This is a genomic window from Bradyrhizobium sp. Kon10 (genome assembly GCF_055807395.1).
Genome location: NZ_JBVVOZ010000001.1, coordinates 569,410 through 590,524, shown reverse-complemented (window position 1 = coordinate 590,524; position 21,115 = coordinate 569,410). Strand labels below are relative to the sequence as shown.

Genomic DNA, 21,115 nt, shown 5'->3' with positions numbered 1-21,115 from the left:
CGGAGGTCCGAGACGGGATGGCGTTATATACCGTTGCATCACGGCAAGGAACCCGGTCTGGCATCTCATCGCTGGCGGGACCTCTCTTCCTCCTTGCAGTAGCCGTCGTTCTTTCTGCGATTTCGCGGCGGGCCGTCACGCATCTCGCGCGCTGGTCTGACATTTACGCGCTTGTGCTGGTTTGCACGGCATTTGCCGGCGCGCTCGCCTTCAGCTCGATTCGCTACCGGGATTTCTCGCCGCCATTGCGGATCACCGCATTCGCGATCGGAATGGCGATCTTCGTGCAGTTGCTCTTCGATTCACTCGGGCCCTTCGCAGGCCCTGCCAATATCCTTTTCGGTTCGGGCGACAGGATCCTGTTCTTTCGCTACGGCGCAGTGCTCGCGGTTGTAGCTGGCATTGCCGCGATCTGGCGTCCAGCATTTCTGCTGCCGCTGTTCTACTTCTACCATGCGTGGCGCGAGCTGGTCAGCGTCGTCTCCGGCATCTTTGTGACCGAGACCGACTATCTTGGCATGCTCGACGTCGGCAACTTCTGCGTTCTTGGCGTGCTAGGCACGATCGTCCTTACCAGTACCTTGGCAATGGATCGCGTGCCGCAGTTGCGGACCGTGTTCGCTTCCGCAGACGGTGTGAAACAGCTCCGCGATCGCGCCTACGGGCTGATCTGGGCGTGCGCTGTCGGGGCGCATCTCGGCAGCTATTTCTGGTCGGGAATCGCGAAGCTGCAGGCAGGCGGCGAGAAGCCGTGGACCTGGCTGCTTGCGAACCCGACGCAGACCTCGATTCTGATGGGGCTCGAACGTGGCGACGCCCCGCTCGGCCTGTGGCCGGCCGCGTTGCAGACTATCTGGGACGCGATCGTCAGCAACCAGGTGCTCTTCAACGTCTTGGTGCTGGGCGCGCAGCTGCTGTCGCCGCTGGCCGCGATGTCGACGCGCGCGTTGTCGTTCTTCTGTCTGTTGTTCGATGTCTTTCACGTTGGTGTGTACTTCACCCTTGGGGCGCTGTTCTTCTTCTGGATTGCGCTAAACCTTTTCATCGTCGCCGCGGCGGGCAGGCTGCCGCGCGACGGATTCACCCCGGCCATGAAGGTTGTGATGGTCGTGGCCATCATCTGCGGACGATTCTTCTTCTACACCAACTTCCTCGGCTGGCTGGATGGGCCGAAGCTGGCAAGCCCGCGATTCTTCGTCGAGACCCGGGATGGCCGCCAGATCCTCGCCCCGTCCACCTATTTCGGCATCTACTCGTACATGATCGGGACCGGAACCATGTACATCCCCGAAAACCATTTCCGGGCTCGTGTTGGCGGTAACAACCACGACCTTACGACCTGGCACGACGCGACCACCTGCGGTCCGGAGGTTCTTCCTCACCAGGACACAGGAGTAGTCATGGACTCTGTGGAGAAACTGGTCCGCGAGACGGACCGCTTTTTCCGCATCTATCCCTGGGTCAAGGACAACAACAGCTTCTATGCCTATCCGCATCACATGCTCGCAAATCCATGGATGTACCGCGAATTCAACAAGCTGAGCATGGACGACATTGTCGCCTATCACTACGTAGTGGATTCGGTATGCCTCGGCCTTGCGGAAGGCAAACTTGTGCGCGACGTGCGGAAGCAGACGGACTATCGAATTGACCCAAGATGGCGATGACGAGATCTGGGTGGTCTATGACGGCGAATGCCCATTATGCAGCCGTTATGTTCTGCTATACCGATTGCGGGAGCAGGGGCAGCGCGTCCACCTGATCGACGCGCGTTCGGAACATCCGATAGTGGGCGAGATCCGCGCGCGCAGTCTCGATCTTAATGAAGGCATGGTGGTTCGCTGGCGTGGGCAGTATTACTATGGGGCCGAGGCAATGTATCTGCTGGCAACGCTTGCCGGCGAGGCGACATTTTTCAATCGCGTCAATCGGCTCGTGTTCTCCCGGCCGCGGCTCGCACGGGCACTTTATCCGACGCTCGTGCGTGGAAGGAAGCTTCTCCTTCGGCTGCTCGGCCGCAGGCTGATCGGTGAGCTCTGATCTGAGCATGCTCCAGAACGGCGAGGACCGGTCTTCCAAAAGGTCCATCGAGTAGAACGATGCAGTCCGGTGACGAGTCGAGAAAAGGACTCTAGAGCGCGCCCGATGTTCCGGAAGCGATAGTTAGGGTTGCCGCGTCACGGTCTGGTAGGCCGGGGAGAAGCGCATCAGACCGCAACTGACAATATCATCCGACGATTGGTAGATCCGGCTTTTCGGATAGGTGAGTTCGAATGACCGATCCTGAGCGAGCCGCTCCGCGTAACGTTGATACTCGACCGATCCGCGGTAGTAATTCCGCTCGCGGACGGCCGTGGCGACCTTATCTGTGAAGTCATGCAGAAACTTGAAATGGAGCAGGGCGCCCGTGACGTCGCCTGGCTTGCCGGGCGGGACCATTAGGTGACCGGCGGCGATATAGCGGCGGCCGGGCAACCAGCGCGCGAGCGGCACCTTAGTGAGCAGCGGTGGCTGCCAGCGCGTGACGTTGACTGCGGGCAGAAGCCGCGCCAGCCCGTAGGGCTCGAGCAGCCTTACGAGCGCATCGTATAACGCGATCTTCGGCGGCATCGGCTCGTCATAGAACAGTCTCGCTCGCGCTCCGCCAATCAGGTACTTCGTCGGAAAGCCGCGGCGACGGCGCTTCACATAGGTATCTGAATCGAAATAGGGGCAGAATGCGACAAGGCTCTGTCCGGCGCGGTAGCGCTCCGGGCCGCCGAGCCAGCGTGGATACATATCGATCATCTCCGCAGTCATGCAATCCGCGCCGGTGCTCTCCAGGTAGCGGCACAGCCTTCGAAGATCAAAATTTTCGCAGCCGGGATAGACAAAGAGCTCGTCGGCGTCGAGCGTCAGCGCCCACCGTCCCGGCGCGAATTGGTCGAGCACGGCGCTGGTCCAACGCGCGCCACCATCTGATTCTGCAAACGGCTCGCAGATCTCGAGCAGGTGAACATCTGGCTGATCGAGGAGGAATTCTCGCGTGCCGTCGTCCGAACGGTCGTCGATCGCAAGGAAACGTCCGACCCCAAGCCGGCGATGATGGCTCAGGAAATCGGGTAGTCGGAGCATCTCATTGCGGAGTTTGCCGACCGCCACGATCTCATCGGCGCCAATATCGAGCGGCCGGGTATCGATCCGGCGAATGGCGGGACCAGGACGTTGCTTCGGCCGCAATCGTGTTGGCTCCGAGAGAGTTACAGCCGCTCGGTCCGTTTCGATCGACCGTTGCAATGCCTCCCGTGCGCCGCTACGGCGCGCTGCTGCCGCTACTCTCGCCAGCAGTTCCATTGTGGATCCTCCCGCCAACCAAACACACGTTGAAGCAATCTTAAGACAGGACACGACAAAGACGGCGAAGATAGGTGCCGTCGCGGCAGACCATTTCGTTTTCCAGCGAGTTGATTCTGTATTCACAATTCCCTGGCGAGGCCATCTGTGCGCTTCTTCTGCACGATGGAAAAATATCAGCCGAGGAGGCGCCGGTTCCAGATCCGCCGCCCATTATCATCAAATTCCCAAACAGCGTGAGTCGCCGCTGATGTAACGCAAGGCAGGCGTTGCGCCGTCAGTTCCTTGAGGAGATCGAGCCTAGCTGGCATTCAGCGTGGAATGCTGATGCGCTGAATTGGCGCGGGACAGGCTTTCCGCTGACGGTTTCGAGGTGTTCGCAAGCTGGACCATGACCGCGGGTACACTGTCTGGGAAATCCCGGTCAAACCATAACGGAACCGGCCGATGGACAGGCCAACGGCTCTGTCGACGTGGAAGATATCCATCCGTGGCACGTGCGACTAAGCGAGCTTCAGACTGATCCGGGGAGGAACTCGCATTGCACCGCGTAGTGCGACCAAATCCTCGGCTTGCATCCCCACTGTCGCGCCGGTGATTGATTAGAGTGCGACTCGAGCTTCAGGCAACGGTGGAGAAGCCTCCGACTGCACCTGATCGAGCAGCGAGAGGTTCTGGAGAAGCAGATTGGTCAGCAGGCTCGCGAAATAGGCCACCTGCATTACCGCCGCGCTGACGACAAATGATATCACACCGGTCATCAGACCTTGCTCAGCGCCCAAATACCACGCTGGAACTATGACTAGCATCGTTGCGGGAATGAGGACGAACGCGCGAAGAGTGCGCCCCAAAAGAACACCCGCTACGCCGCATACCACCAACAGCAAGATCAAAAATCCGCCCTCCTGCATTTGCGCCAAGGATGTCCCTGACCCGGGACATCGTCGCATTTCAACCACAGAACTGCTGAAAAGATACCACTTTATAACTGCGTCTGCTAGGCAATTAGTGGGTCGGCCACTTTCGCCGAAAATGCGCGGAGCCCCCGGGAAATATCCTCAGGGGCACAACCACGCTGCGAAAGGCGAACTCGCAGACACGGCGAAAGACTTCTGACCAAACCGACTCAAGCTAGAGGGGTCTAGACGCCCTTCCCGCGGCGCTTCAGGAGTGCGACCAACTCCTCGAGGCTCTGTTCGAAGTTCGCGGGCTGCAAAGATCCGGCGTTCGGCTCAGGCCGATGAGGCGGGATCAGATGCAAGTTTGCGCCGGCACGCCTTGCTGGTTTTTCCGGGTTCCACTCGTGAACGGATATGTCCTGAAACGAATGCGTGATGTCGTGGTTCGTCCGTCGCCCTTCATCCATCGGCGGTTCAGACGCGGCATGTCGCGTCCTCGCGCGTTCATCGGAAGATGATTGCCTGGGTCTGAGCGCGGGCGAAATGTAGGGTTGTAATTGCAGGTACTTCGTCTGTCGCTTGCGGGAAATTAGCTCGCGCGCGCCAAAGCCTGCAGCGAAGCCAATCGCGAGCAGAACAAATATGATAAGAAGCCCTGCCATCAAGCTATACGCGCGCTCTCACAATAACGCCCCCAAAACCAGTCTGCTGCCATCTATATCCCGTAGTTGACCATTTGAAGGCATGTTGTTCCCGTGTCCTCCTGGGCCGCGCTCTTTCAATATCTGTCCTGATGAATGATGTGGCAGCACTGTCGATTGACAGGCCATTCAATCTGGCCAGTATCGCAAGTAACAAACCACGAAATGCCGGGATCGTCGATCTTGTTAATACAATCTCCAGGTTCCTCCGTCCTCGCAGAAAGCGGCGCGCTGAAGATCGGGGCCGTCAACGGCCTTCGTGGCCTCGCGATAATGATGGTGATCGTCTTTCACCTGTTTGTTCCGTTTACATCCAGCACGCCGTCGTTTCCCGGCGAGCTCGATCCCAATGGTCTCCTTGCCGTTATCGCGAAGCACGGCTTCTTGGGCGTAAATATCTTTTTTGTGCTCTCTGGATTCGTTCTGTACCTTCCCTATCGCACGAAAAAGAAAGCCATCAAGCGGCTGGCGGACTTCCCGGATTTCTATTGGCATCGAGCTGCGCGGTTGCTTCCGCTTTACTATATCGTCGTCCTCGTGACGGTTGCACTCCATGCCAAATCTCCCGCTGGATCGCACGGCTGGTATATGGAGCTTGGCGGACTCCTATCGACACTATTCATTTTTGTGCCGCACGGATTTATGCCTCCGTCCAATCCCGTGTTGTGGTCTGTCGGTGTTGAAGTCTGGTTTAGCCTTTTGTTTCCACTGCTGATCCTTCTGATCGCGCGGTGGAGCCTCGAAAGGCTGGTGCTGTTGAGCGTGGTCGTCTGCTCAGCCTTCGTGGTGACCGGAAATCTTATCGCCGTCGATCGGATCGGCGTATTTCGCCCGTTTGTGGGCGGCATCTTCGGGGCGTGCTACCAATTCATTTTCGGAATGTTGGTTTGCGATCTTTATGTCAAGTCCAGGGACAGCGCTTCGCTCAAGCGATTGCATTCGTATTGGCTGCTGCCCGGGGTGCTGCTGATGATTGCCGCCATATTTCTCAAGGATTACGGCCCCTGGCTCGTGAGCATTCTCTATACAACGATATTTTGCGCCGGGTTTTCTATGGTATTGCTTGCGGTGCTGTGCGGGGCATGGTCGGTAAATCGTGTATTCGAAGCATGGGCAATTCAAGTCGTTGGATGCATGTGCTACAGCATCTATGCATGGCATTCGATCATCATGGTCACAATGATCCCGCCGGATACTTCTTCGTTGAAAGAGACGCTTCGATTGTCATTGCCGTATCTCGCAATAGTGATCGCGCTGAGCGCTTTGAGCTATCGCTATATTGAGTTTGGCCAACGGCTCGATTGGAGAGCTCTGTTCTTGTTGCGCGACTCCAGGTCCAATGAACTCGCTGGCGCTAGACGATCCAGTCGTGATCACGCCGAGTCTGAGTCCGTTGCATCGTCCTAACAGAGAGCGGGGCGCAAATCCGGCTGCGCAAAAATTCTGTCGCAGCGCTTTAGTCATGCGTTCCCCAGTGTCTTGCTGCATGTGGTTCTGAGGTGTACACGTGAGCATGACCGACGAAACCCATTCCATTCGAGCACGCGGCCTCACCGCGACCATCAAGGCGCGAGGCGCTGAGCTGTGCTCGCTCAAAGGTGAGGCCGGCATCGAATTGATCTGGCAGGCGGGGCCGGCCTGGCCGCGCCACGCGCCACTTTTGTTTCCAATTGTCGGGCGCCTCGCCAATGACGAATTGCACCACCGGGGCAGAACCTACCGGATGACCCAGCACGGTTTTGCGCGCGACCAGCGCTTTACATGGGCCCAGCGAGGTGAAAATCGTTGCACGCTGGTGCTGAACGACGATGAGGCAACGCGCACGGTCTATCCGTTCGCGTTCCGGCTAGCAGCAACCTTTACAATCGATGAAGAAGGGCTCGATGTGGCGCTCACGGTCGCCAACACCGGCGAGGAGACGCTGCCCGCTTCGCTCGGCGGCCATCCCGCTTTCAACTGGCCGCTCGTCCCTGGCCAGACCAAGGAAAGCTATGCACTGACGTTTGCGAACGCGGAGCGCTTTCCGGTTCGTCGTCTCGACGCCGGACTGTTGCGTGCGGCAGCGGAGCAAAGCCCCGTCAGAGGCGCGGAGCTTCCTCTGTCAGAAACGCTGTTCACCGACGACGCCATCATCTTCGATCGCATCGCAAGCAAGGCGGTCCGCTATGCGGCCGGGCAGGGCGCCGGGCCTTGGCTCAAAATGTCATGGCGCGGCTTTCGCGAACTCGGCGTCTGGTCGAAACCTTCGGGCGCGCCGTTCCTCTGCATCGAGCCCTGGCGCGGCTTTGCGAGCCCCGCGGGCTTCGACGGCGAATTCAGCGACAAGCCGGGTTTGATGCATATCGCAGCCGGTGCGGAAGAAGGCTTGTCGTATCGGATCGAGGTCGGATCGTCCTGATACATCGAACAGGAGCTGCGGCCGGGCGCCTCAAGCGGTCGCCAGCGCCGCCTCGTTCAGCCACCGAAGCTGACGACGAACCGGATGGCGAGAAAGGTCGACAGCGCCACCGCGCTCGTCGCCATGATCGCGAACAAAACTCTCAAACTGTTGTGCATGATCTCAATTCGGGTTCAGTTCGGAAATACCTGTTGTCCTAATGGCCGCTCGCTCAACGGCAAACTGTTGTATCACCGGGTTGCGACGCGTTTCCACCTTGCTTCGATGCGAGAGTTAATCAGCCTGATCCGGGCTTCCTTAGCTGCCCAATAGGCGCGGCTGGCTGCGGCTGTGCCTTGACGATAGCGCGCATAGACCTCCTTGGGCTCTACCGAGGGTTCTTCATTGCGCGCTGATTGTGTCGGCGGCCTCGCCGCGGCCGGTGTTGGCGTCGGCGCCGCGTCCGGGATGATCGCAGCCTGGGGGTCCGCTGCCGAAGAGTTCATTGCGACAAGGCGATTGCGGGCACGGTTACAGTAAACTTGCGAACGCGGGGTCATGGACTCCTCGCCATGGCCCGCCCGATATTTCATCAGGGCGCGGCAAAGGTCTCCGCCTGCGAGATGCCATGCGCGGCTGAGATAGAGCACCCCATAGTGGATGTTGACGTCCGGCTCTGCGAGCTCGGCATTATTTCCGCGGAATCCGAGCATCGCCGCCGTCTCCGGCCGCACCTGCATGAGGCCGATCTCGCCGACGCTGCCGATGGTGGTCGGGTTGTAGCCGCTTTCAACGAAGACAACGGCCTCTGCAATGTCGGCGGGCAGATTGGTTTTGGCTGTTTCTCGTTCGATGATGGTTCGGATTGCAGCCCGTGATGTCGCCGTCTCTCCGGCGCCGAGATCTGCATTGTGGGCGGCGATCGCCGAGGTCGTCTCGGTTTCGCCCGAGGCGGCATCTTCGGCATGTGCGCAGGTCGAGGCCAACAAAAGCACAGCGATCGCGACATGTTTGCGCGCCGCGCTGGAACAATTGTGTGCCCGATCCCACAGCATGGCTCCCTCATATATGTTTCGCGTTAACAACCGATTTTCCCGGTCGCAGCCCTTGAGGGCGGTCGCGGTCGGGAGCTGGGCACCGGCGCGGTGAGCTATCGCGCGCGCGATCCCTGATCGGTGGAGGCCTTCTGAGCAGGCCCGGCGAGTTGGTCGTCGACCGCATAGAGCGTGCATGTCGGCGACCATTTCATGCAGGCCGCGAGCGACTCGCGTTGGGCGTCCTCCACGGTGTTGCGCCCCGAGCGCCAACCGTAGCCGCCATTGGGCGACACCGCAAAGGCCTTGTGCGGCGTAGTGCTGGCGAGATAGCGCGCAAATTCGGCGAGCGCAGCGTCGCTGAAATGGCCAGGCGGCGGCAGCGGATCGGGCGCGCTCAAAATGTCGCGGCCGAGCCCGCGTTCGCGCAGGAAGGCGTCGACGTAAGGCGTCCATTGCGGACGGCCCGCCACTGAATAGAGATAATGACCGTCGTCGCCGTAAGCCGGTGCCGCGACGAACTTGGCGTTGCCGCCGCTGCTGCGAAATCCGTCATAGAAGCGGCGCGCCAGGTCAGGGCCGAAAAACAGGTCGTTGTTGGCATAAACCCACAGCATCGGCACGCGCGAGGTCTTGCCGAAGTTGGCGAAGGCCTGCACCAGCCCATCCGGATTGCAGACGTCGTCATCGTCGCGCGAGCCGCGGCCGCCGGCGAAGCTGATCGCGGCGACGAGACCCGCCGGCGCCTGCGCGGTCAGCGCGACCGTGGCGAGCCCGCCGGCGGAATGCCCGGCCGCGATCATGCCGGTCGTGGTGACGTCGGCCCTGCGCGCCATCGCATCGATCGCCGCGCGCAAATCCGCGACCGCGACCGCCGCCGCCGGCGAATAGGCGGCGTTGGCGCAGCCACCGACGCTGTCGACGCGGCCGCCCGCCGAGGTGCCGTAGCCGCGCCGCATCACGATCAGCGCGGCAAAGCCGCGCCGGGCATATTCGAGCGCGATGCCGTAATATTTGTGGGCCGACATCGTCGCGCGGTCGTCGAAATCGCGTGGCGAGCCGTGGCTGAGCAGCGCAAGCGGATAGCGCTTGATCGCCGCGGGGCGGACCAGGAACGCCTCCAGCCCCTGCGGCCCGGCCTCGACCATCGGGATGCGGAGGTCCTCGGTGTAGAATTCCGCGGCTGAGGCAAGCGACGGCGTGCCGGCCAGGGCGAGCCAACTGGTCAGCAGCAGGAGCTTGCGCGAAACAGCCATGAGCCGACTCGAATGATCTCTATGGCGCGAACCATAGCATGATCCGGCTGCGGCACCGTCATTCCGGGGCGCGCGAAGCGCGAGCCCGGAATCCATCGTGCGGCGTGTGATGCGGAGAGATGGATTCCGGGCTCGCGCCAAGTGGCGCGCCCCGGAATGACAGCAGGGAACGCCTCCCCATCGCCCTTGTTGTGCTCTTGGCGAGGGCCCGGCCGATGCTATGGTATCCCCGCAATCTCTATACGGCAGGACGAGGATATTTCCAGTGGCTGATGTTCATCCCGCGGCGGGCAAATTGGTCTCGCCGGACGCGCTTGCCAATATTCCACGGCTCGTGACGGCCTATTTCGCCAACAAGCCGGATGCGGCGGATCCGGCGCAGCGGGTGGCGTTCGGCACCTCCGGCCATCGCGGCACATCGCTGAAGACCTCCTTCAATGAGCACCACATCCTCGCCACTACGCAGGCGATCTGCGACTACAGACGGGAGAAAGGGCTGACCGGCCCGCTCTTCATCGGCATCGACACCCATGCGCTGGCGGAGCCCGCGCTCGCCAGTGCGGTCGAGGTGTTTGCAGCCAACGGCGTCGACATCATGGTCGACAAGGACGGCGGCTACACGCCGACGCCGGTGATCTCGCATGCGATCCTAGCTTACAACAAGGGCCGCACGTCGGGTCTGGCCGACGGCGTCGTCGTCACGCCCTCGCACAATCCGCCGGAAGACGGCGGCTACAAATACAATCCGCCGCATGGCGGGCCGGCCGATACCGACGCGACCTCCGTGATCGAGAAGCGCGCCAACGCCTATCTCGCCGACGGCATGAGGGGCGTAAAGCGCATCGACTACGCGAGGGCGCTGAAGTCGTCGACCGTCCACGCCTACGACTACGTCACGCCCTACATCGCCGATCTCGGCAATGTCGTCGATCTCGACCTGGTCAGATCCGCCGGCATCAATATCGGCATCGATCCGCTCGGCGGCGCCGCCGTGCATTACTGGCATCCGATCATCGAGCGCTACGGGTTGAAGGCCACCGTGGTGAACGAGGCGATCGACCCGACCTTCCGCTTCATGACGGTGGACTGGGACGGCAAGATCCGGATGGACTGCTCCTCGCCCTATGCGATGGCGAGCCTGATCGCGATGCGCGACCGCTTCGACGTTGCGTTTGCCAACGACACCGACGCCGACCGCCACGGCATCGTGACGCGCACCGGTGGCCTGATGAATCCGAACCATTATCTCGCGACCGCGATTGCCTATCTGTTCGCGCATCGCCCGAACTGGGGCAACGACGCCGCGATCGGCAAGACGGTGGTGTCGAGCTCGATCATCGACCGTGTTGCCAAAAAACTCGGCCGCAAGCTGGTCGAAACGCCCGTCGGCTTCAAATGGTTCGTCGATGGCCTCCTCACGGGCGGCTTCGGCTTCGGCGGCGAGGAGAGTGCAGGGGCCTCGTTCCTGCGCCGCGACGGCACGGTGTGGACTACCGACAAGGACGGCATCATTCTCGGCCTGCTCGCAGCCGAGATCATGGCTAGGACCGGCCGCGATCCCAGCCAGTTCTTCAGCGATCTCACCGCCGAACTCGGCGTGCCGCATTACGCGCGGATCGACGTCGCGGCGACCACGCCGCAGAAAAACATCCTGAAGTCGGTCACGCCCGAGCAGCTCGGGCTGAAGGACCTCGCCGGCGATCCCGTCCGCGCCACGCTGAGCAAGGCGCCCGGCAATGGCCAGCCGTTCGGCGGCATCAAGGTCGAAACCGATTTCGGCTGGTTCGCCGCGCGTCCCTCCGGCACCGAGGACGTCTACAAGATCTACGCGGAAAGCTTCCGCAGCACCGAGCACCTGGGGCGGATCCAGCAGGAAGCGCAGGCCGGGTTGGCGAAGGTGTTCGGGGCGTAGCCGCCAAAGCGCGGCTCCCGCTGTCCCTCCAGGGGAGGACACGCTGTTTCAACAGGTGTCATCACCCGCGAAAGCGGGTGATCCAGTACGCCGTGCCGCCAGTTGGGTGAACCAATGACGGCGCGGCGTACTGGATTCCCCGCCTTCGCGGGGAATGACAGTGGAGATAAGCGTGTATACACAATGATGCGTTTAGGTATTATGGTAGGCTGTTTTCGGCCTTGAACGATTATGTCCTCGTGCTATTGTATACATAACGTATCCATAAGCTCTGGGAGAACGCCGCCATGACCAAACCCTTCCCCATGAACGCCTGGTACGCCGCCGCCTGGGACGCCGATGTCAAGCCGGCGCTGCTGCCGCGGACGATCTGCGGCAAGCATGTCGTGATGTATCGCAAGGCCGACGGCTCGGTGACCGCGCTGGAGGATGCCTGCTGGCACCGGCTGGTGCCGCTGTCCAAGGGCCGGCTCGAGGGCGACACCGTCGTCTGCGGCTATCACGGCCTGAAATACAATGCGCAGGGCCGCTGCACCTTCATGCCCTCGCAGGAGACCATCAACCCGTCGGCCTGCGTGCGCGCTTATCCCGTGGTCGAGCGTCATCGCTATGTCTGGCTCTGGATGGGCGATCCCGCGCTGGCCGATCCTGCACTTGTGCCTGACATGCACTGGAACCACGACCCGGCCTGGGCCGGTGACGGCAAGACCATCCGCGTCAATTGCGACTACCGCCTCGTGCTCGACAATCTGATGGACCTCACCCACGAGACTTTCGTGCACGGCTCCTCGATCGGCAACGATGCGGTCGCCGAGGCGCCGTTCGACGTCACCCATGGCGAGAAGACGGTGACGGTGACGCGCTGGATGCACGGCATTGAGGCGCCGCCGTTCTGGGCGAAACAGCTCGGCAAGCCGGGCCTGGTCGACCGCTGGCAGATCATCCGCTTCGAGGCGCCCTGCACCGTCGCGATCGACGTCGGCGTGGCGCCGACCGGCGCCGGCGCGCCGGAAGGCGACCGCTCACAGGGCGTCAACGGCTTCGTGCTCAACACCATCACCCCGGAGACAGAGAAGACCTGCCACTACTTCTGGTCCTTCATGCGAAACTACCAGCTCGGTGAGCAGCGCATCACCACCGAGATCCGTGAGGGCGTCTCCGGCATCTTCCACGAGGACGAGCTGATCCTCGAGGCGCAGCAGCGCGCCATGGATGAGAACCCGGACCGCATCTTCTACAATCTCAACATCGACGCCGGCGCGATGTGGACGCGCAAGCTGATCGACAAGATGATCGCCAAGGAAAACCCGCCGCAGCATCTTCAGGCGGCGGAGTAGGGGCTTGGCCGAGCGTGAGGTCGACCGCTCCGTTTCGCAGACGGTGAAGGCGCAGCTCGCGCTGCGTGACCAGATCCTGTCGGGCTCGTTGCGGCCGGGCGAGCGCATCTCCGAGCTCCAGGCGGTCGAGACCACCGGGGCCTCGCGCACCCCGGTGCGCATGGCGCTGGTGCGGCTGGAGGAGGAGGGCCTGTTGGAAGCGATCCCGTCCGGCGGCTTCATGGTGAAGGCATTCTCGGAGCGCGACATCTCCGATTCCATCGAGCTGCGCGGCACGCTGGAGGGCCTTGCCGCGCGTTTCGCCGCCGAGCGCGGCGTTTCCGCGCGCGAGCTCGAGCCGCTGAAGGAGTGCCATGCCGCGATCGACGAATTGCTGCGCCAGGTCCCGATCTCGGTCGATGCGTTCTCGTCCTATGTCGCGCTGAACGCGCGCTTCCACGCGCTGCTCACCGAATTGTCGCGCAGCCCACCCCTGATCCGGCAGATCGATCGCGCCTCGGCGCTGCCGTTTGCCTCGCCGAGCGGCTTCGTGATGGCGCAGTCGGCGCTGCCCGAGGCGCAGCAGATCCTGATCATCGGGCAGGAGCACCATCGCGTCGCGATCGACGCCATCGAGAACCGCGAGGGCGTCCGCGCCGAAGCCATCATGCGCGAGCATGCACGGCTGGCCGTGCGCAATCTGCGGCTCGCACTGCGCAACCGGACCCATCTCAACCTCTTGCCGGCGCTCGCGCTGATCAAGACCCCAACCGATTGAGGGGAGTGGCATGCGATTCATCGAAACCTGGACTCCGGCCACGCTGGTCTCGACCCGCGATCTCACACCGGGCATTCGCGAATTCCTGATCCAGCCGGATCAGTTCGACGGCGCCGCCTATCCGGTCGGCAGCCACATCAATGTCAGCGTCGCCATCGATGGCCAGCCCGAGACGCGATCCTATTCGCTGGTCGGCGAAGCGTCGCCGCGTGGCTTGCGGATCGCCGTGCGGCGTGCCGAGGACTCCCGCGGCGGCTCGCGCTACATGTGGTCGTTGCAGCCGGGCGCGCGGCTCGACATCACGCGGCCGTCGTCGCTGCTCGCGGTCGACTGGACGCGCGAAAACTATTGCCTGATCGCCGGCGGCATCGGCATCACGCCAATTTTCGGCGCCGCGCAGGCGCTGGCGCGGCGTGGCGCTGACGTCAGGCTGCATTATGCGGTGCGCGGGCGCGGCGATGCGGCGTATCTCGATGATCTCACCAACCTGCTCGGAGATCGTCTGGCCGTCCACGCCAGCGATGAGGGCGAGCGGCTCGATCTCGACGCCCTGTTCGCGTCAGTGCCCAAGGATGCGTTGGCGCTGTTCTGCGGCCCGATGCGGATGCTCGATGCCGCCCGTCACGCCTGGATCGGCGCCGGCCATCCACTTGCAGATCTCCGCTACGAGACCTTTGGCTCCAGCGGCACGCTGCCAACGGAGGCTTTTCGCGTGCGCCTGAAGGGATCCGACGTCGAGCTCGAAATCCCGCGCGAGCGCTCGATGCTGGACGTGCTCAATGCCAGCGGCCATGACGTCATGTACGACTGCAAGCGCGGCGAATGCGGCCTCTGCGCCATCGACGTGGTCGAGGTCGACGGCGAGATCGACCATCGCGACGTCTTCTTCAGCGATCACCAGAAGCAGGAGAACCGCAAGATCTGCGCCTGCGTCTCGCGCGCCCGCGGCACCATCACGGTGGACACGCTGCTGCGGGCGGATCCGGTGTGACCGAGCGCTTGTTAGTAGACGTGAGCTTGTTAGTAGAAACTGACCGCGCCGCGGGCTCCACCTCTCCCGCTTGCGGGAGAGGTCGCGCCGAAGGCGCGGGTGAGGGTTCTCTCCTCTTGGGCAGTCTCTTTGAGAAGGCACCCTGGGCCGATTTCTCTGTGGCCATCCTTCGAGACGCCCGCCTTTGGCGGGCCCTCAGGATGAGGACCGAGTGTGCGGCAGCAGTTTCAACCGGCGGCTCCGATGCCGCTTAGCCTCATCCTGAGGAGACCGCGAAGCGGTCGTCTCGAAGGACGAGGCGCGCGCTCAGGTCGGCCAACAGCCCGCGAAGGGGCGTCCGCTACGCCGCGGCCCATCGGCTCATTCACAACTGCCTCGGCGTACTGGATCGCCCGCCTTCGCGGGCGATGACAGCAGTATTTGACGCTCGTGCGTCACCGTCCCATCTGTCTCGGATCGTAATAGAACCGCTCCTCGATCAGCTGATCGCCGCGCCAGGTCTGCCACGCGATCTCGTCCAGCGTCCGCGTCACGCCCTCCGTGTTGGTGAAGCTGAAGGTCCAGCGCGTGGCGACGTTGTCGCCCTCGATCAGGCTCGGTCCGATCCGCACCGCCTTGACCTCCTTGAATGCGGCCAGCACGCCGCGCTCCTTTGCAACGAGTTTGTCGCGCCCGACCGTCGGGGCGGCGTTGTTCTCGTAGGTCGCGGCGTCGGGCGTGTAGAATTGCTCGATCGCTCCGACGAAATCCCCGTCCTCCAACTGCTTTGCAAAAGCTTCGACAACATTCCGGCTCGGCATGGCTGACCTCACGATTAAAACCGACTGCTAGTCGGTAAATACCGACCGTCAGTCGAAAAGTCAACTGGTCCGATCGGCCGAATTGGATTAGACGAGAGCGATGGCAAAACAGGCGGAGCGGCGGGCCGCGACATCGGAGGCGATCCTGACGGCGGCGCGCCGCCTGTTCGGGACGCAAGGCTTTGCGGCCACCACCATGGACGAGATCGCCGAAGCCGCCGGCGTTGCCAAGGGCGCGGTCTATCATCACTTCAAGACCAAGGAGGCGGTGTTCGAAGCCGTGTTTGACCTGGTCTCGCGCGACCTCGTCGTCGAGATCGACGGCGCGGCGCGGGCCGAGAAGGACGTGCTCGCCGCGATGATCGCCGGCACCCAGCATTATTTTTCCGCTACGGCCAAAGGCCCGACCGGCCGGATCATCCTGCGCGACGGCCCGGCGGTGCTCGGCTGGGAGCGCTGGCGCGAGATCGACGCCCGGCATTTCGGCGGCAAGCTGCCGCGCGCGATTGCGGCCGCCATGGAGGCGGGCCTGATTGCAAAGCAGCCGGTCGAGCCGCTGGCGCGGCTGCTGCTCGGCGCGGTGACGGAAGCCGCGGTCGCCTGCGCCGGACGCGCGGATATCGCAAGGGCCGGTGTGGAATATGCCCGTGCGTTCAAGTCGCTGGTCGAAGCGCTGCGCGTGCGCGTGTAATGGTGCTAAAATCGGACCAGCTTACTTGGCTCGCTTCGCGCGCAGAACTCGGATCACCTCTCCCCTCCGGGGAGAGGTGTATCTCGCGCCACCGACAGAATTTTGCATGCTCTATTCGCGTGTTGTAAGGGACGAACCGGAAACGCCCGCCAACAAGAAGAACAGTAGCGCATGAACGCAAATTCCGCCCTCGCGCCCTCCGATCCCGAATTCGATTACATCATCGTCGGCGCCGGCTCGGCCGGCTGCGTGCTCGCCAACCGGTTGTCGGCGAACGGCAAGCACACGGTGCTGCTGCTCGAGGCCGGCCCGAAGGATACTAACATCTGGATCCATGTGCCGCTTGGCTACGGCAAGCTGTTCAAGGAGAAGACCGTCAACTGGATGTATCAGACCGAGCCGGAGCCCGAGCTGAAAGGCCGTCAGGTGTTCCAGCCGCGCGGCAAGACGCTGGGCGGATCGAGCTCGATCAACGGCCTGCTTTATGTTCGCGGCCAGCACGAGGATTATGACCGCTGGCGCCAGCTCGGCAACACTGGCTGGGGCTATGACGACGTGCTGCCCTATTTCAAGAAGGCCGAGAACCAGTCGCGCGGCGCCGACCAATATCACGGCTCCGGCGGCCCGCTGCCGGTGTCCAACATGGTTGTGACCGATCCGCTGTCGAAGGCCTTCATCGACGCCGCGGTCGAGACCGGTCTGCCCTACAATCCCGACTTCAACGGCGCCACGCAGGAAGGCGTCGGCCTGTTCCAGACCACGACCCGCAACGGCCGCCGCGCCTCGACGTCGGTGGCCTATCTCGGCCCGGCGAAGACCCGCGGCAATCTCAAGATCGAAACGTCTGCGCTCGGCCAGCGGGTGCTGTTCGAGGGGCGCCGTGCCGTCGGCGTGGAATATCGGCAAGGCGCCAGCCTGCGCCGCGCCCGGGCGCGCGCGGAGGTCATCCTGTCGAGCGGCGCCTACAATTCGCCGCAGCTGCTTCAGCTCTCCGGCGTCGGCCCTGCCGATCTCCTGCGCCAGCACGGCATCGATGTCGTGCTGGACGCGCAAGGTGTCGGCCACGATCTCCGGGACCACATGCAGGTCCGCATCGTGATGCGCTGCTCGCAGAAGATCACGCTCAACGACACCGTCAATCATCCGCTCCGGCGCACCATGGCCGGCGCACGCTATGCGCTGTTCCGAAAGGGCTGGCTGACCATCGCGGCGGGCACGGCGGGCGCGTTCTTCAAGACCCATCCGCGGCTGGCCTCGCCCGACATCCAGGTTCACTTCCTGCCGTTCTCGACCGACAAGATGGGCGAAAAGCTGCACGCTTTTTCCGGCTTTACCGCGTCAGTCTGCCAACTCCGGCCCGAAAGCCGCGGGTCCTTGCGCATCAAAAGCGCCGACCCGACCGTGCCGCCTGAAATCCGCATCAACTACATGTCGGCCGAGACGGATCGTACGACCAATGTCGAAGGCCTGAAGATCCTGCGCAAGATATTGAACGCGCCGGCGCTGAAGCCGTTCGTGATCGACGAGTATGATCCCGGCACGAAGGTATCCTCGGATGCCGAGCTGCTGGATTACTGCCGCGATCGCGGCAGCACCATCTACCATCCGACCTCGACCTGTCGTATGGGCAATGACGCGCTTGCCGTGGTCGACCAGCGGCTGAAGGTGAAGGGGCTCGAGGGCCTTCGCGTCGTCGACGGGTCGATCATGCCCGATCTGGTCTCGGGCAACACCAATGCGCCGATCATCATGATCGCCGAAAAGGCCTCGGATATGATATTGGAGGATGCGCGGTAAACCCGCGCTTCGAAAGGACTTCGACTTGGCTATTCGACTAAAGATCGGCACGCGCAAGAGCGCGATGGCGCTGGCGCAGACGGAAGAGATCGCGCGGCGCCTGACCGCCGCCGTGCCTGATCTCGACGTCGAGATCGTCAAGTTCGACACGTCAGGCGATCTCGACCAGACCAGCAAGCTGCTGCCGCATGGCGGCAAGGGCGGCGCCTTCGTGGCGCAGATCCGCGCCGCCGTGCTGTCAGGCGAGCTGCAGGCCGCGATGCATTCGCTGAAGGACATGCCGGGCAACGAGGACACGCCGGGCCTCGTGATCGGCGCGACGCTGTCGCGCGACCCCGCGAGCGACGCGCTGGTGCTGCGCGACGGCGTGACCCTGGAGGCGCTGCGCCAGTCACGCGGCAAGGGTTTCAAGGTCGGCACCAACGCCGTGCGCCGCGCCGCTTATGTGCGGCGGTTGTTTCCGGAGGTCGAGGTCATTCACTTCCGTGGCGCCGCCGACACCCGCGTGCGAAAGCTCGACAATGGGGAGAAGCAGCGCCTGCCGGACGGCGGCGCGGTCGGGCCTGCGGACGCATTGATCATGGCGCGCTCAGGCCTCGATCGCGTTGGTCTTGCCAACCGCATCGCCTACGAATTCTCCGCGGCGGAGATGCTGCCTGCGGCGGGCCAGGGCATCGTCGCGGTCGAATGCGCCGCGCAGGACTGGCAGACGCGGCGTATCCTCGCGTCGATCGACGACGCTGCCGCGCATGCCTGTGCCGATGCCGAGCGCGAAGTGCTGTGGGTGCTCAACGGCCATTGCAACTCACCGGTGGCGGGTTTCTCGACGATCACTGGCGATCAGATGTCGCTGACCGCGTCCGTGCTCGACCTCTCCGGCAACACCATCATCGAAGCCTCACGCGCCGGCCCCGCCAACCGTCCGCGCGAGCTTGGCCGTGCGGTCGGACTGGATCTGCTGGCGAAAGGTGCGGCGGAGATCATCGAGCGCAGCCGGCCGGGGTAGGGCGTGGACCCACAACTCAAGCGGAGTGAGACAACGTCCGCTTTGCGCCTACAGCGACCAAACTAGTGTGGCATCGCGATGGGGCCACAAGCAGACATCCGGTTTGTCACTTTCGTTTCGCCATTGCCTTTGCGAGCTCACGGGCGCTGTCCATGACGAGCTGCATAAGCGGGCTGACGGCGCGATCCCCAACAGTGACCATTCCGTTCGGTCGACGTGCCGCCGGCAGTTCAACCGACAAGACCTTCAGGGCTGAGCCTCTGGCGAGAAATTTCAGTGCGGAAGCCGGAAAAACGGTGATGAACCGACCTGTCTCCAGCAAGCTGACCCGCATATGGGGGGAATCAGTGACGACAGTCGCGCGTGGATAGTCAAATCCGCCGGCGCGAAAGGCTTGCGTGATGATCGATCCGATCACGCTCTCCCGCGGTGGAAGCACCCAACGCTCCTTCGCCAGATCGGAGAGCTGGATATTGCGCCGCCGCGTCCAGGGACTTTTGGCACCCGCCGCGACGACATAGCAATCCTCGAAAAGAAATTCGAAATGCAAACGCTCGTCAGCAATCGGGCCGCCGCTCCGCACGAACAACAGATCCACTTTGCGCTCGCTGAGGTCGCGGTGCAGCGCCTCCATGTAGCCGGTCACGAGCAGAAACTTGATCCTGGGATGACGCCGGGAGAGCCGATCGATGAGAGCGGAGACGAAGCTCGCTGCCAGAAAAGCCGTGCTTCCAATCCGCACTTCTCCAGCGGTGGGGTCGGCCAGAAATTCGATGCTCTTCACACCGCGGCGTAGTTCGTCGAAAACGGCGGCACCGCAATCGAGCAGGGCGCGGCCGCTCTCGGTCGGCTCGATTCCGCGCCGATGGCGATCCAGCAGGCGCACGCCGAACGCACGCTCAAGCTCCGCGATCGATCTCGAAATGTTCGGCTGGGTGGTATTGAGCATGACCGCCGCCTTGCCCATGCTGCCGGCCTGAACCACCGCCATCAGCACATGCAGATCGTGCAGCTTCATTCGCTTTCCGATACGATCGCTCATCTGCATGGGAGCACCCATTTCCGTTTTGAGATGATCTCATCAGACAATAGCCTTATGCGCTTATGCCAGCATCAACTATCCTCGACAGCCGGGAGCCGGCGCGAGTGCAGGTTCGGCGGACAAGCCCTATGACTCTCTCTAGACGTCAATTTCTGCGCCTTGCTGCGGGGCTGGCCGCACCGCCTTTGCTGTCAGGCATCGCTTACGCGGACAGCTATCCCTCGCGGCCGGTCCGGATCATCGTTGGATTCGCCGCCGGCGGGCCAAATGACATCCTTGCGCGTCTGGTGGCGCAATGGTGCTCGGAGCGGCTCGGCCAGCAGTTCATCGTCGAGAACCGGCCCGGAGCGGGAAGCAACATCGCCACCGAGGCGGTCGTGCGTGCGCCTCCGGACGGCTACACTCTCCTGCTGGTTGGCTCCCCCAACGCGATCAATGCGACGCTTTACGAAAACCTTGATTTCAATTTCCTGCGGGATATCGCGCCGGTCGCGAGTCTGACCCGTGGCGCCCTGGTGATGGTGATACATCCATCGGTTCGTGCCCATACAATTCCAGAGTTCATCGCCTATGCCAGAGCCCATCCCGGGAAACTCTCCTATGGTTCGGGCGGCGTGGGCGGGATCACCCATATCGCCGCGGAATTGTTCAAGCAGGAAGCCGGCCGGCTCGATCTTCAGCATGTGCCCTATCGGGGCGTGGCGCCGGCGATCACGGATCTGCTCGGCGGGCAGGTGCAGGTCGTCTTTGCGAATTTGGCGCCATCGATCGGCTACATCGTGAGCGGCAGGCTGCGCCCGCTCGGAATAACGGCGGCAGCGCGATCCGAAGCGCTGCCGGATGTCCCGGCCATCGGCGAATTCGTGCCAGGTTACGAGGCGAGTTCGCTGTTCGGCCTCGGCGCCCCGAAGGACACGCCGGCCGCGATTATCGACAGACTCAACAACGAGACCAACGCCGCTCTGGCCGATCCCGGGTTCAGGATGCGCCTTCGTAGTCTCGACGCGACGGCACTCGGCGGCTCGCCCGGCGATTTCCGCAAGCTGATGGCGGGTGAAACCGAGAAGTGGGCCAAGGTGATCAGCCTTGCGAAGATCCGACCGGAATAGCGCAGCGGCGTCTTGGACAGCCGCAATCTTCGTAGCGCGCATCCCAGCCGGACCGGGCATTGCCGCTGCACCT

Annotated in this window: 19 protein-coding genes; 12 read left to right on the top strand and 7 right to left on the bottom strand. The window is 62.7% G+C overall.

The genetic code is table 11. The features are described 5' to 3' along the window. The first annotated feature begins 17 nt into the window (after window positions 1–17). The gene (locus AC0L2O_RS02875; protein WP_473368611.1) at window positions 18–1,667 is read left to right on the top strand and encodes a hypothetical protein; all 1,650 of its coding nucleotides are present in this window, start codon (window positions 18–20) and stop codon (window positions 1,665–1,667) included. Beyond that, a complete protein-coding gene (locus tag AC0L2O_RS02870; RefSeq protein ID WP_473368610.1) occupies window positions 1,648–2,040 on the top strand; it encodes a DCC1-like thiol-disulfide oxidoreductase family protein in 393 nt (130 codons plus the stop codon). The genes AC0L2O_RS02875 and AC0L2O_RS02870 overlap by 20 nt, the downstream gene beginning before the upstream one ends. A gap of 123 nt (window positions 2,041–2,163) precedes the next feature. On the opposite strand, the gene AC0L2O_RS02865 is transcribed toward AC0L2O_RS02870, so the two are convergent. The 3 genes from AC0L2O_RS02865 to AC0L2O_RS02855 form a co-directional block, all read right to left on the bottom strand. Further along, window positions 2,164–3,333: a glycosyltransferase family 2 protein gene (locus AC0L2O_RS02865; protein ID WP_473368609.1), complete on the bottom strand. Its 1,170-nt coding sequence runs from the start codon at window positions 3,331–3,333 to the stop codon at window positions 2,164–2,166. Window positions 3,334–3,935: 602 nt separating this feature from the next. Continuing rightward, window positions 3,936–4,253 (bottom strand): hypothetical protein, encoded by a 318-nt coding sequence (locus tag AC0L2O_RS02860; protein WP_473368608.1) that lies wholly within the window; start codon window positions 4,251–4,253, stop codon window positions 3,936–3,938. Window positions 4,254–4,474: 221 nt separating this feature from the next. Next, window positions 4,475–4,894: a hypothetical protein gene (locus AC0L2O_RS02855; RefSeq protein WP_473368607.1), complete on the bottom strand. Its 420-nt coding sequence runs from the start codon at window positions 4,892–4,894 to the stop codon at window positions 4,475–4,477. Window positions 4,895–5,029: 135 nt separating this feature from the next. Here AC0L2O_RS02855 and AC0L2O_RS02850 point away from each other — a divergent pair, with 135 nt between their 5' ends. Beyond that, the gene (locus tag AC0L2O_RS02850) at window positions 5,030–6,340 is read left to right on the top strand and encodes an acyltransferase family protein (protein ID WP_473368606.1); all 1,311 of its coding nucleotides are present in this window, start codon (window positions 5,030–5,032) and stop codon (window positions 6,338–6,340) included. Between the two features lie 106 nt (window positions 6,341–6,446). Then, window positions 6,447–7,331 (top strand): aldose 1-epimerase family protein, encoded by an 885-nt coding sequence (locus AC0L2O_RS02845; RefSeq protein WP_473368605.1) that lies wholly within the window; start codon window positions 6,447–6,449, stop codon window positions 7,329–7,331. A 230-nt stretch (window positions 7,332–7,561) separates the two neighbouring features. Here AC0L2O_RS02845 and AC0L2O_RS02840 read toward each other — a convergent pair whose 3' ends face one another. Together AC0L2O_RS02840 and AC0L2O_RS02835 are read right to left on the bottom strand one after the other, a co-directional pair. Beyond that, complete coding sequence (locus AC0L2O_RS02840) at window positions 7,562–8,365, bottom strand: lytic transglycosylase domain-containing protein (protein ID WP_473368668.1); 804 nt, start codon at window positions 8,363–8,365, stop codon at window positions 7,562–7,564. Window positions 8,366–8,460: 95 nt separating this feature from the next. Continuing rightward, window positions 8,461–9,600: an alpha/beta hydrolase family protein gene (locus AC0L2O_RS02835; protein ID WP_473368604.1), complete on the bottom strand. Its 1,140-nt coding sequence runs from the start codon at window positions 9,598–9,600 to the stop codon at window positions 8,461–8,463. A gap of 265 nt (window positions 9,601–9,865) precedes the next feature. On the opposite strand from AC0L2O_RS02835, the gene pgm reads away from it, so the two are divergent. The 4 genes from pgm (at window position 9,866) to AC0L2O_RS02815 (ending at window position 14,597) form a co-directional block, all read left to right on the top strand. Beyond that, on the top strand, window positions 9,866–11,512 hold the full coding sequence (pgm, locus tag AC0L2O_RS02830) for a phosphoglucomutase (alpha-D-glucose-1,6-bisphosphate-dependent) (RefSeq protein ID WP_473368603.1): 1,647 nt from the start codon (window positions 9,866–9,868) through the stop codon (window positions 11,510–11,512). Window positions 11,513–11,799: 287 nt separating this feature from the next. Then, on the top strand, window positions 11,800–12,849 hold the full coding sequence (locus AC0L2O_RS02825; RefSeq protein WP_473368602.1) for an aromatic ring-hydroxylating dioxygenase subunit alpha: 1,050 nt from the start codon (window positions 11,800–11,802) through the stop codon (window positions 12,847–12,849). Between the two features lie 4 nt (window positions 12,850–12,853). Then, window positions 12,854–13,606 carry a GntR family transcriptional regulator gene (locus AC0L2O_RS02820; protein ID WP_369725966.1) on the top strand — a complete coding sequence of 251 codons (753 nt, stop codon included), beginning with the start codon at window positions 12,854–12,856 and terminating at the stop codon, window positions 13,604–13,606. A 10-nt stretch (window positions 13,607–13,616) separates the two neighbouring features. Next, the gene (locus AC0L2O_RS02815; protein ID WP_473368601.1) at window positions 13,617–14,597 is read left to right on the top strand and encodes a PDR/VanB family oxidoreductase; all 981 of its coding nucleotides are present in this window, start codon (window positions 13,617–13,619) and stop codon (window positions 14,595–14,597) included. Window positions 14,598–15,031: 434 nt separating this feature from the next. Here the strand turns inward: AC0L2O_RS02815 and AC0L2O_RS02810 are convergent, their stop codons facing one another. Continuing rightward, window positions 15,032–15,397, bottom strand: a complete 366-nt coding sequence (locus tag AC0L2O_RS02810) for a nuclear transport factor 2 family protein (RefSeq protein ID WP_369725964.1) — start codon at window positions 15,395–15,397, stop codon at window positions 15,032–15,034. Window positions 15,398–15,497: 100 nt separating this feature from the next. Here AC0L2O_RS02810 and AC0L2O_RS02805 point away from each other — a divergent pair, with 100 nt between their 5' ends. The 3 genes from AC0L2O_RS02805 (at window position 15,498) to hemC (ending at window position 18,891) form a co-directional block, all read left to right on the top strand. Then, complete coding sequence (locus AC0L2O_RS02805; protein WP_473368600.1) at window positions 15,498–16,088, top strand: TetR/AcrR family transcriptional regulator; 591 nt, start codon at window positions 15,498–15,500, stop codon at window positions 16,086–16,088. A 171-nt stretch (window positions 16,089–16,259) separates the two neighbouring features. After that, complete coding sequence (locus AC0L2O_RS02800) at window positions 16,260–17,885, top strand: GMC family oxidoreductase (RefSeq protein ID WP_473368599.1); 1,626 nt, start codon at window positions 16,260–16,262, stop codon at window positions 17,883–17,885. 25 nt (window positions 17,886–17,910) lie between these two features. Further along, window positions 17,911–18,891, top strand: coding sequence for a hydroxymethylbilane synthase (gene hemC / locus AC0L2O_RS02795; protein WP_473368598.1), 981 nt, complete (start codon window positions 17,911–17,913; stop codon window positions 18,889–18,891). Window positions 18,892–18,997: 106 nt separating this feature from the next. Here hemC and AC0L2O_RS02790 read toward each other — a convergent pair whose 3' ends face one another. Further along, entirely contained in the window at window positions 18,998–19,909 is a 912-nt protein-coding gene (locus tag AC0L2O_RS02790) for a LysR family transcriptional regulator (protein WP_473368597.1), read from the bottom strand. A gap of 152 nt (window positions 19,910–20,061) precedes the next feature. On the opposite strand from AC0L2O_RS02790, the gene AC0L2O_RS02785 reads away from it, so the two are divergent. Next, entirely contained in the window at window positions 20,062–21,042 is a 981-nt protein-coding gene (locus AC0L2O_RS02785; protein WP_473368596.1) for a Bug family tripartite tricarboxylate transporter substrate binding protein, read from the top strand. The last annotated feature ends 73 nt before the right edge of the window (window positions 21,043–21,115 follow it).

What these genes read in the sequence shown, in the direction of transcription:
- AC0L2O_RS02875 (WP_473368611.1), top strand. Translation starts at nt 18, where the DNA reads ATGGCGTTATATACCGTTGCATCACGGCAAGGAACCCGGTCTGGCATC.
- AC0L2O_RS02865 (WP_473368609.1), bottom strand. Translation starts at nt 3,333, where the DNA reads ATGGAACTGCTGGCGAGAGTAGCGGCAGCAGCGCGCCGTAGCGGCGCA.
- AC0L2O_RS02855 (WP_473368607.1), bottom strand. Translation starts at nt 4,894, where the DNA reads ATGGCAGGGCTTCTTATCATATTTGTTCTGCTCGCGATTGGCTTCGCT.
- AC0L2O_RS02850 (WP_473368606.1), top strand. Translation starts at nt 5,030, where the DNA reads ATGATGTGGCAGCACTGTCGATTGACAGGCCATTCAATCTGGCCAGTA.
- AC0L2O_RS02845 (WP_473368605.1), top strand. Translation starts at nt 6,447, where the DNA reads ATGACCGACGAAACCCATTCCATTCGAGCACGCGGCCTCACCGCGACC.
- AC0L2O_RS02840 (WP_473368668.1), bottom strand. Translation starts at nt 8,365, where the DNA reads ATGCTGTGGGATCGGGCACACAATTGTTCCAGCGCGGCGCGCAAACAT.
- AC0L2O_RS02835 (WP_473368604.1), bottom strand. Translation starts at nt 9,600, where the DNA reads ATGGCTGTTTCGCGCAAGCTCCTGCTGCTGACCAGTTGGCTCGCCCTG.
- AC0L2O_RS02825 (WP_473368602.1), top strand. Translation starts at nt 11,800, where the DNA reads ATGACCAAACCCTTCCCCATGAACGCCTGGTACGCCGCCGCCTGGGAC.
- AC0L2O_RS02815 (WP_473368601.1), top strand. Translation starts at nt 13,617, where the DNA reads ATGCGATTCATCGAAACCTGGACTCCGGCCACGCTGGTCTCGACCCGC.
- AC0L2O_RS02810 (WP_369725964.1), bottom strand. Translation starts at nt 15,397, where the DNA reads ATGCCGAGCCGGAATGTTGTCGAAGCTTTTGCAAAGCAGTTGGAGGAC.
- AC0L2O_RS02805 (WP_473368600.1), top strand. Translation starts at nt 15,498, where the DNA reads ATGGCAAAACAGGCGGAGCGGCGGGCCGCGACATCGGAGGCGATCCTG.
- AC0L2O_RS02800 (WP_473368599.1), top strand. Translation starts at nt 16,260, where the DNA reads ATGAACGCAAATTCCGCCCTCGCGCCCTCCGATCCCGAATTCGATTAC.
- AC0L2O_RS02790 (WP_473368597.1), bottom strand. Translation starts at nt 19,909, where the DNA reads ATGAAGCTGCACGATCTGCATGTGCTGATGGCGGTGGTTCAGGCCGGC.
- AC0L2O_RS02785 (WP_473368596.1), top strand. Translation starts at nt 20,062, where the DNA reads ATGACTCTCTCTAGACGTCAATTTCTGCGCCTTGCTGCGGGGCTGGCC.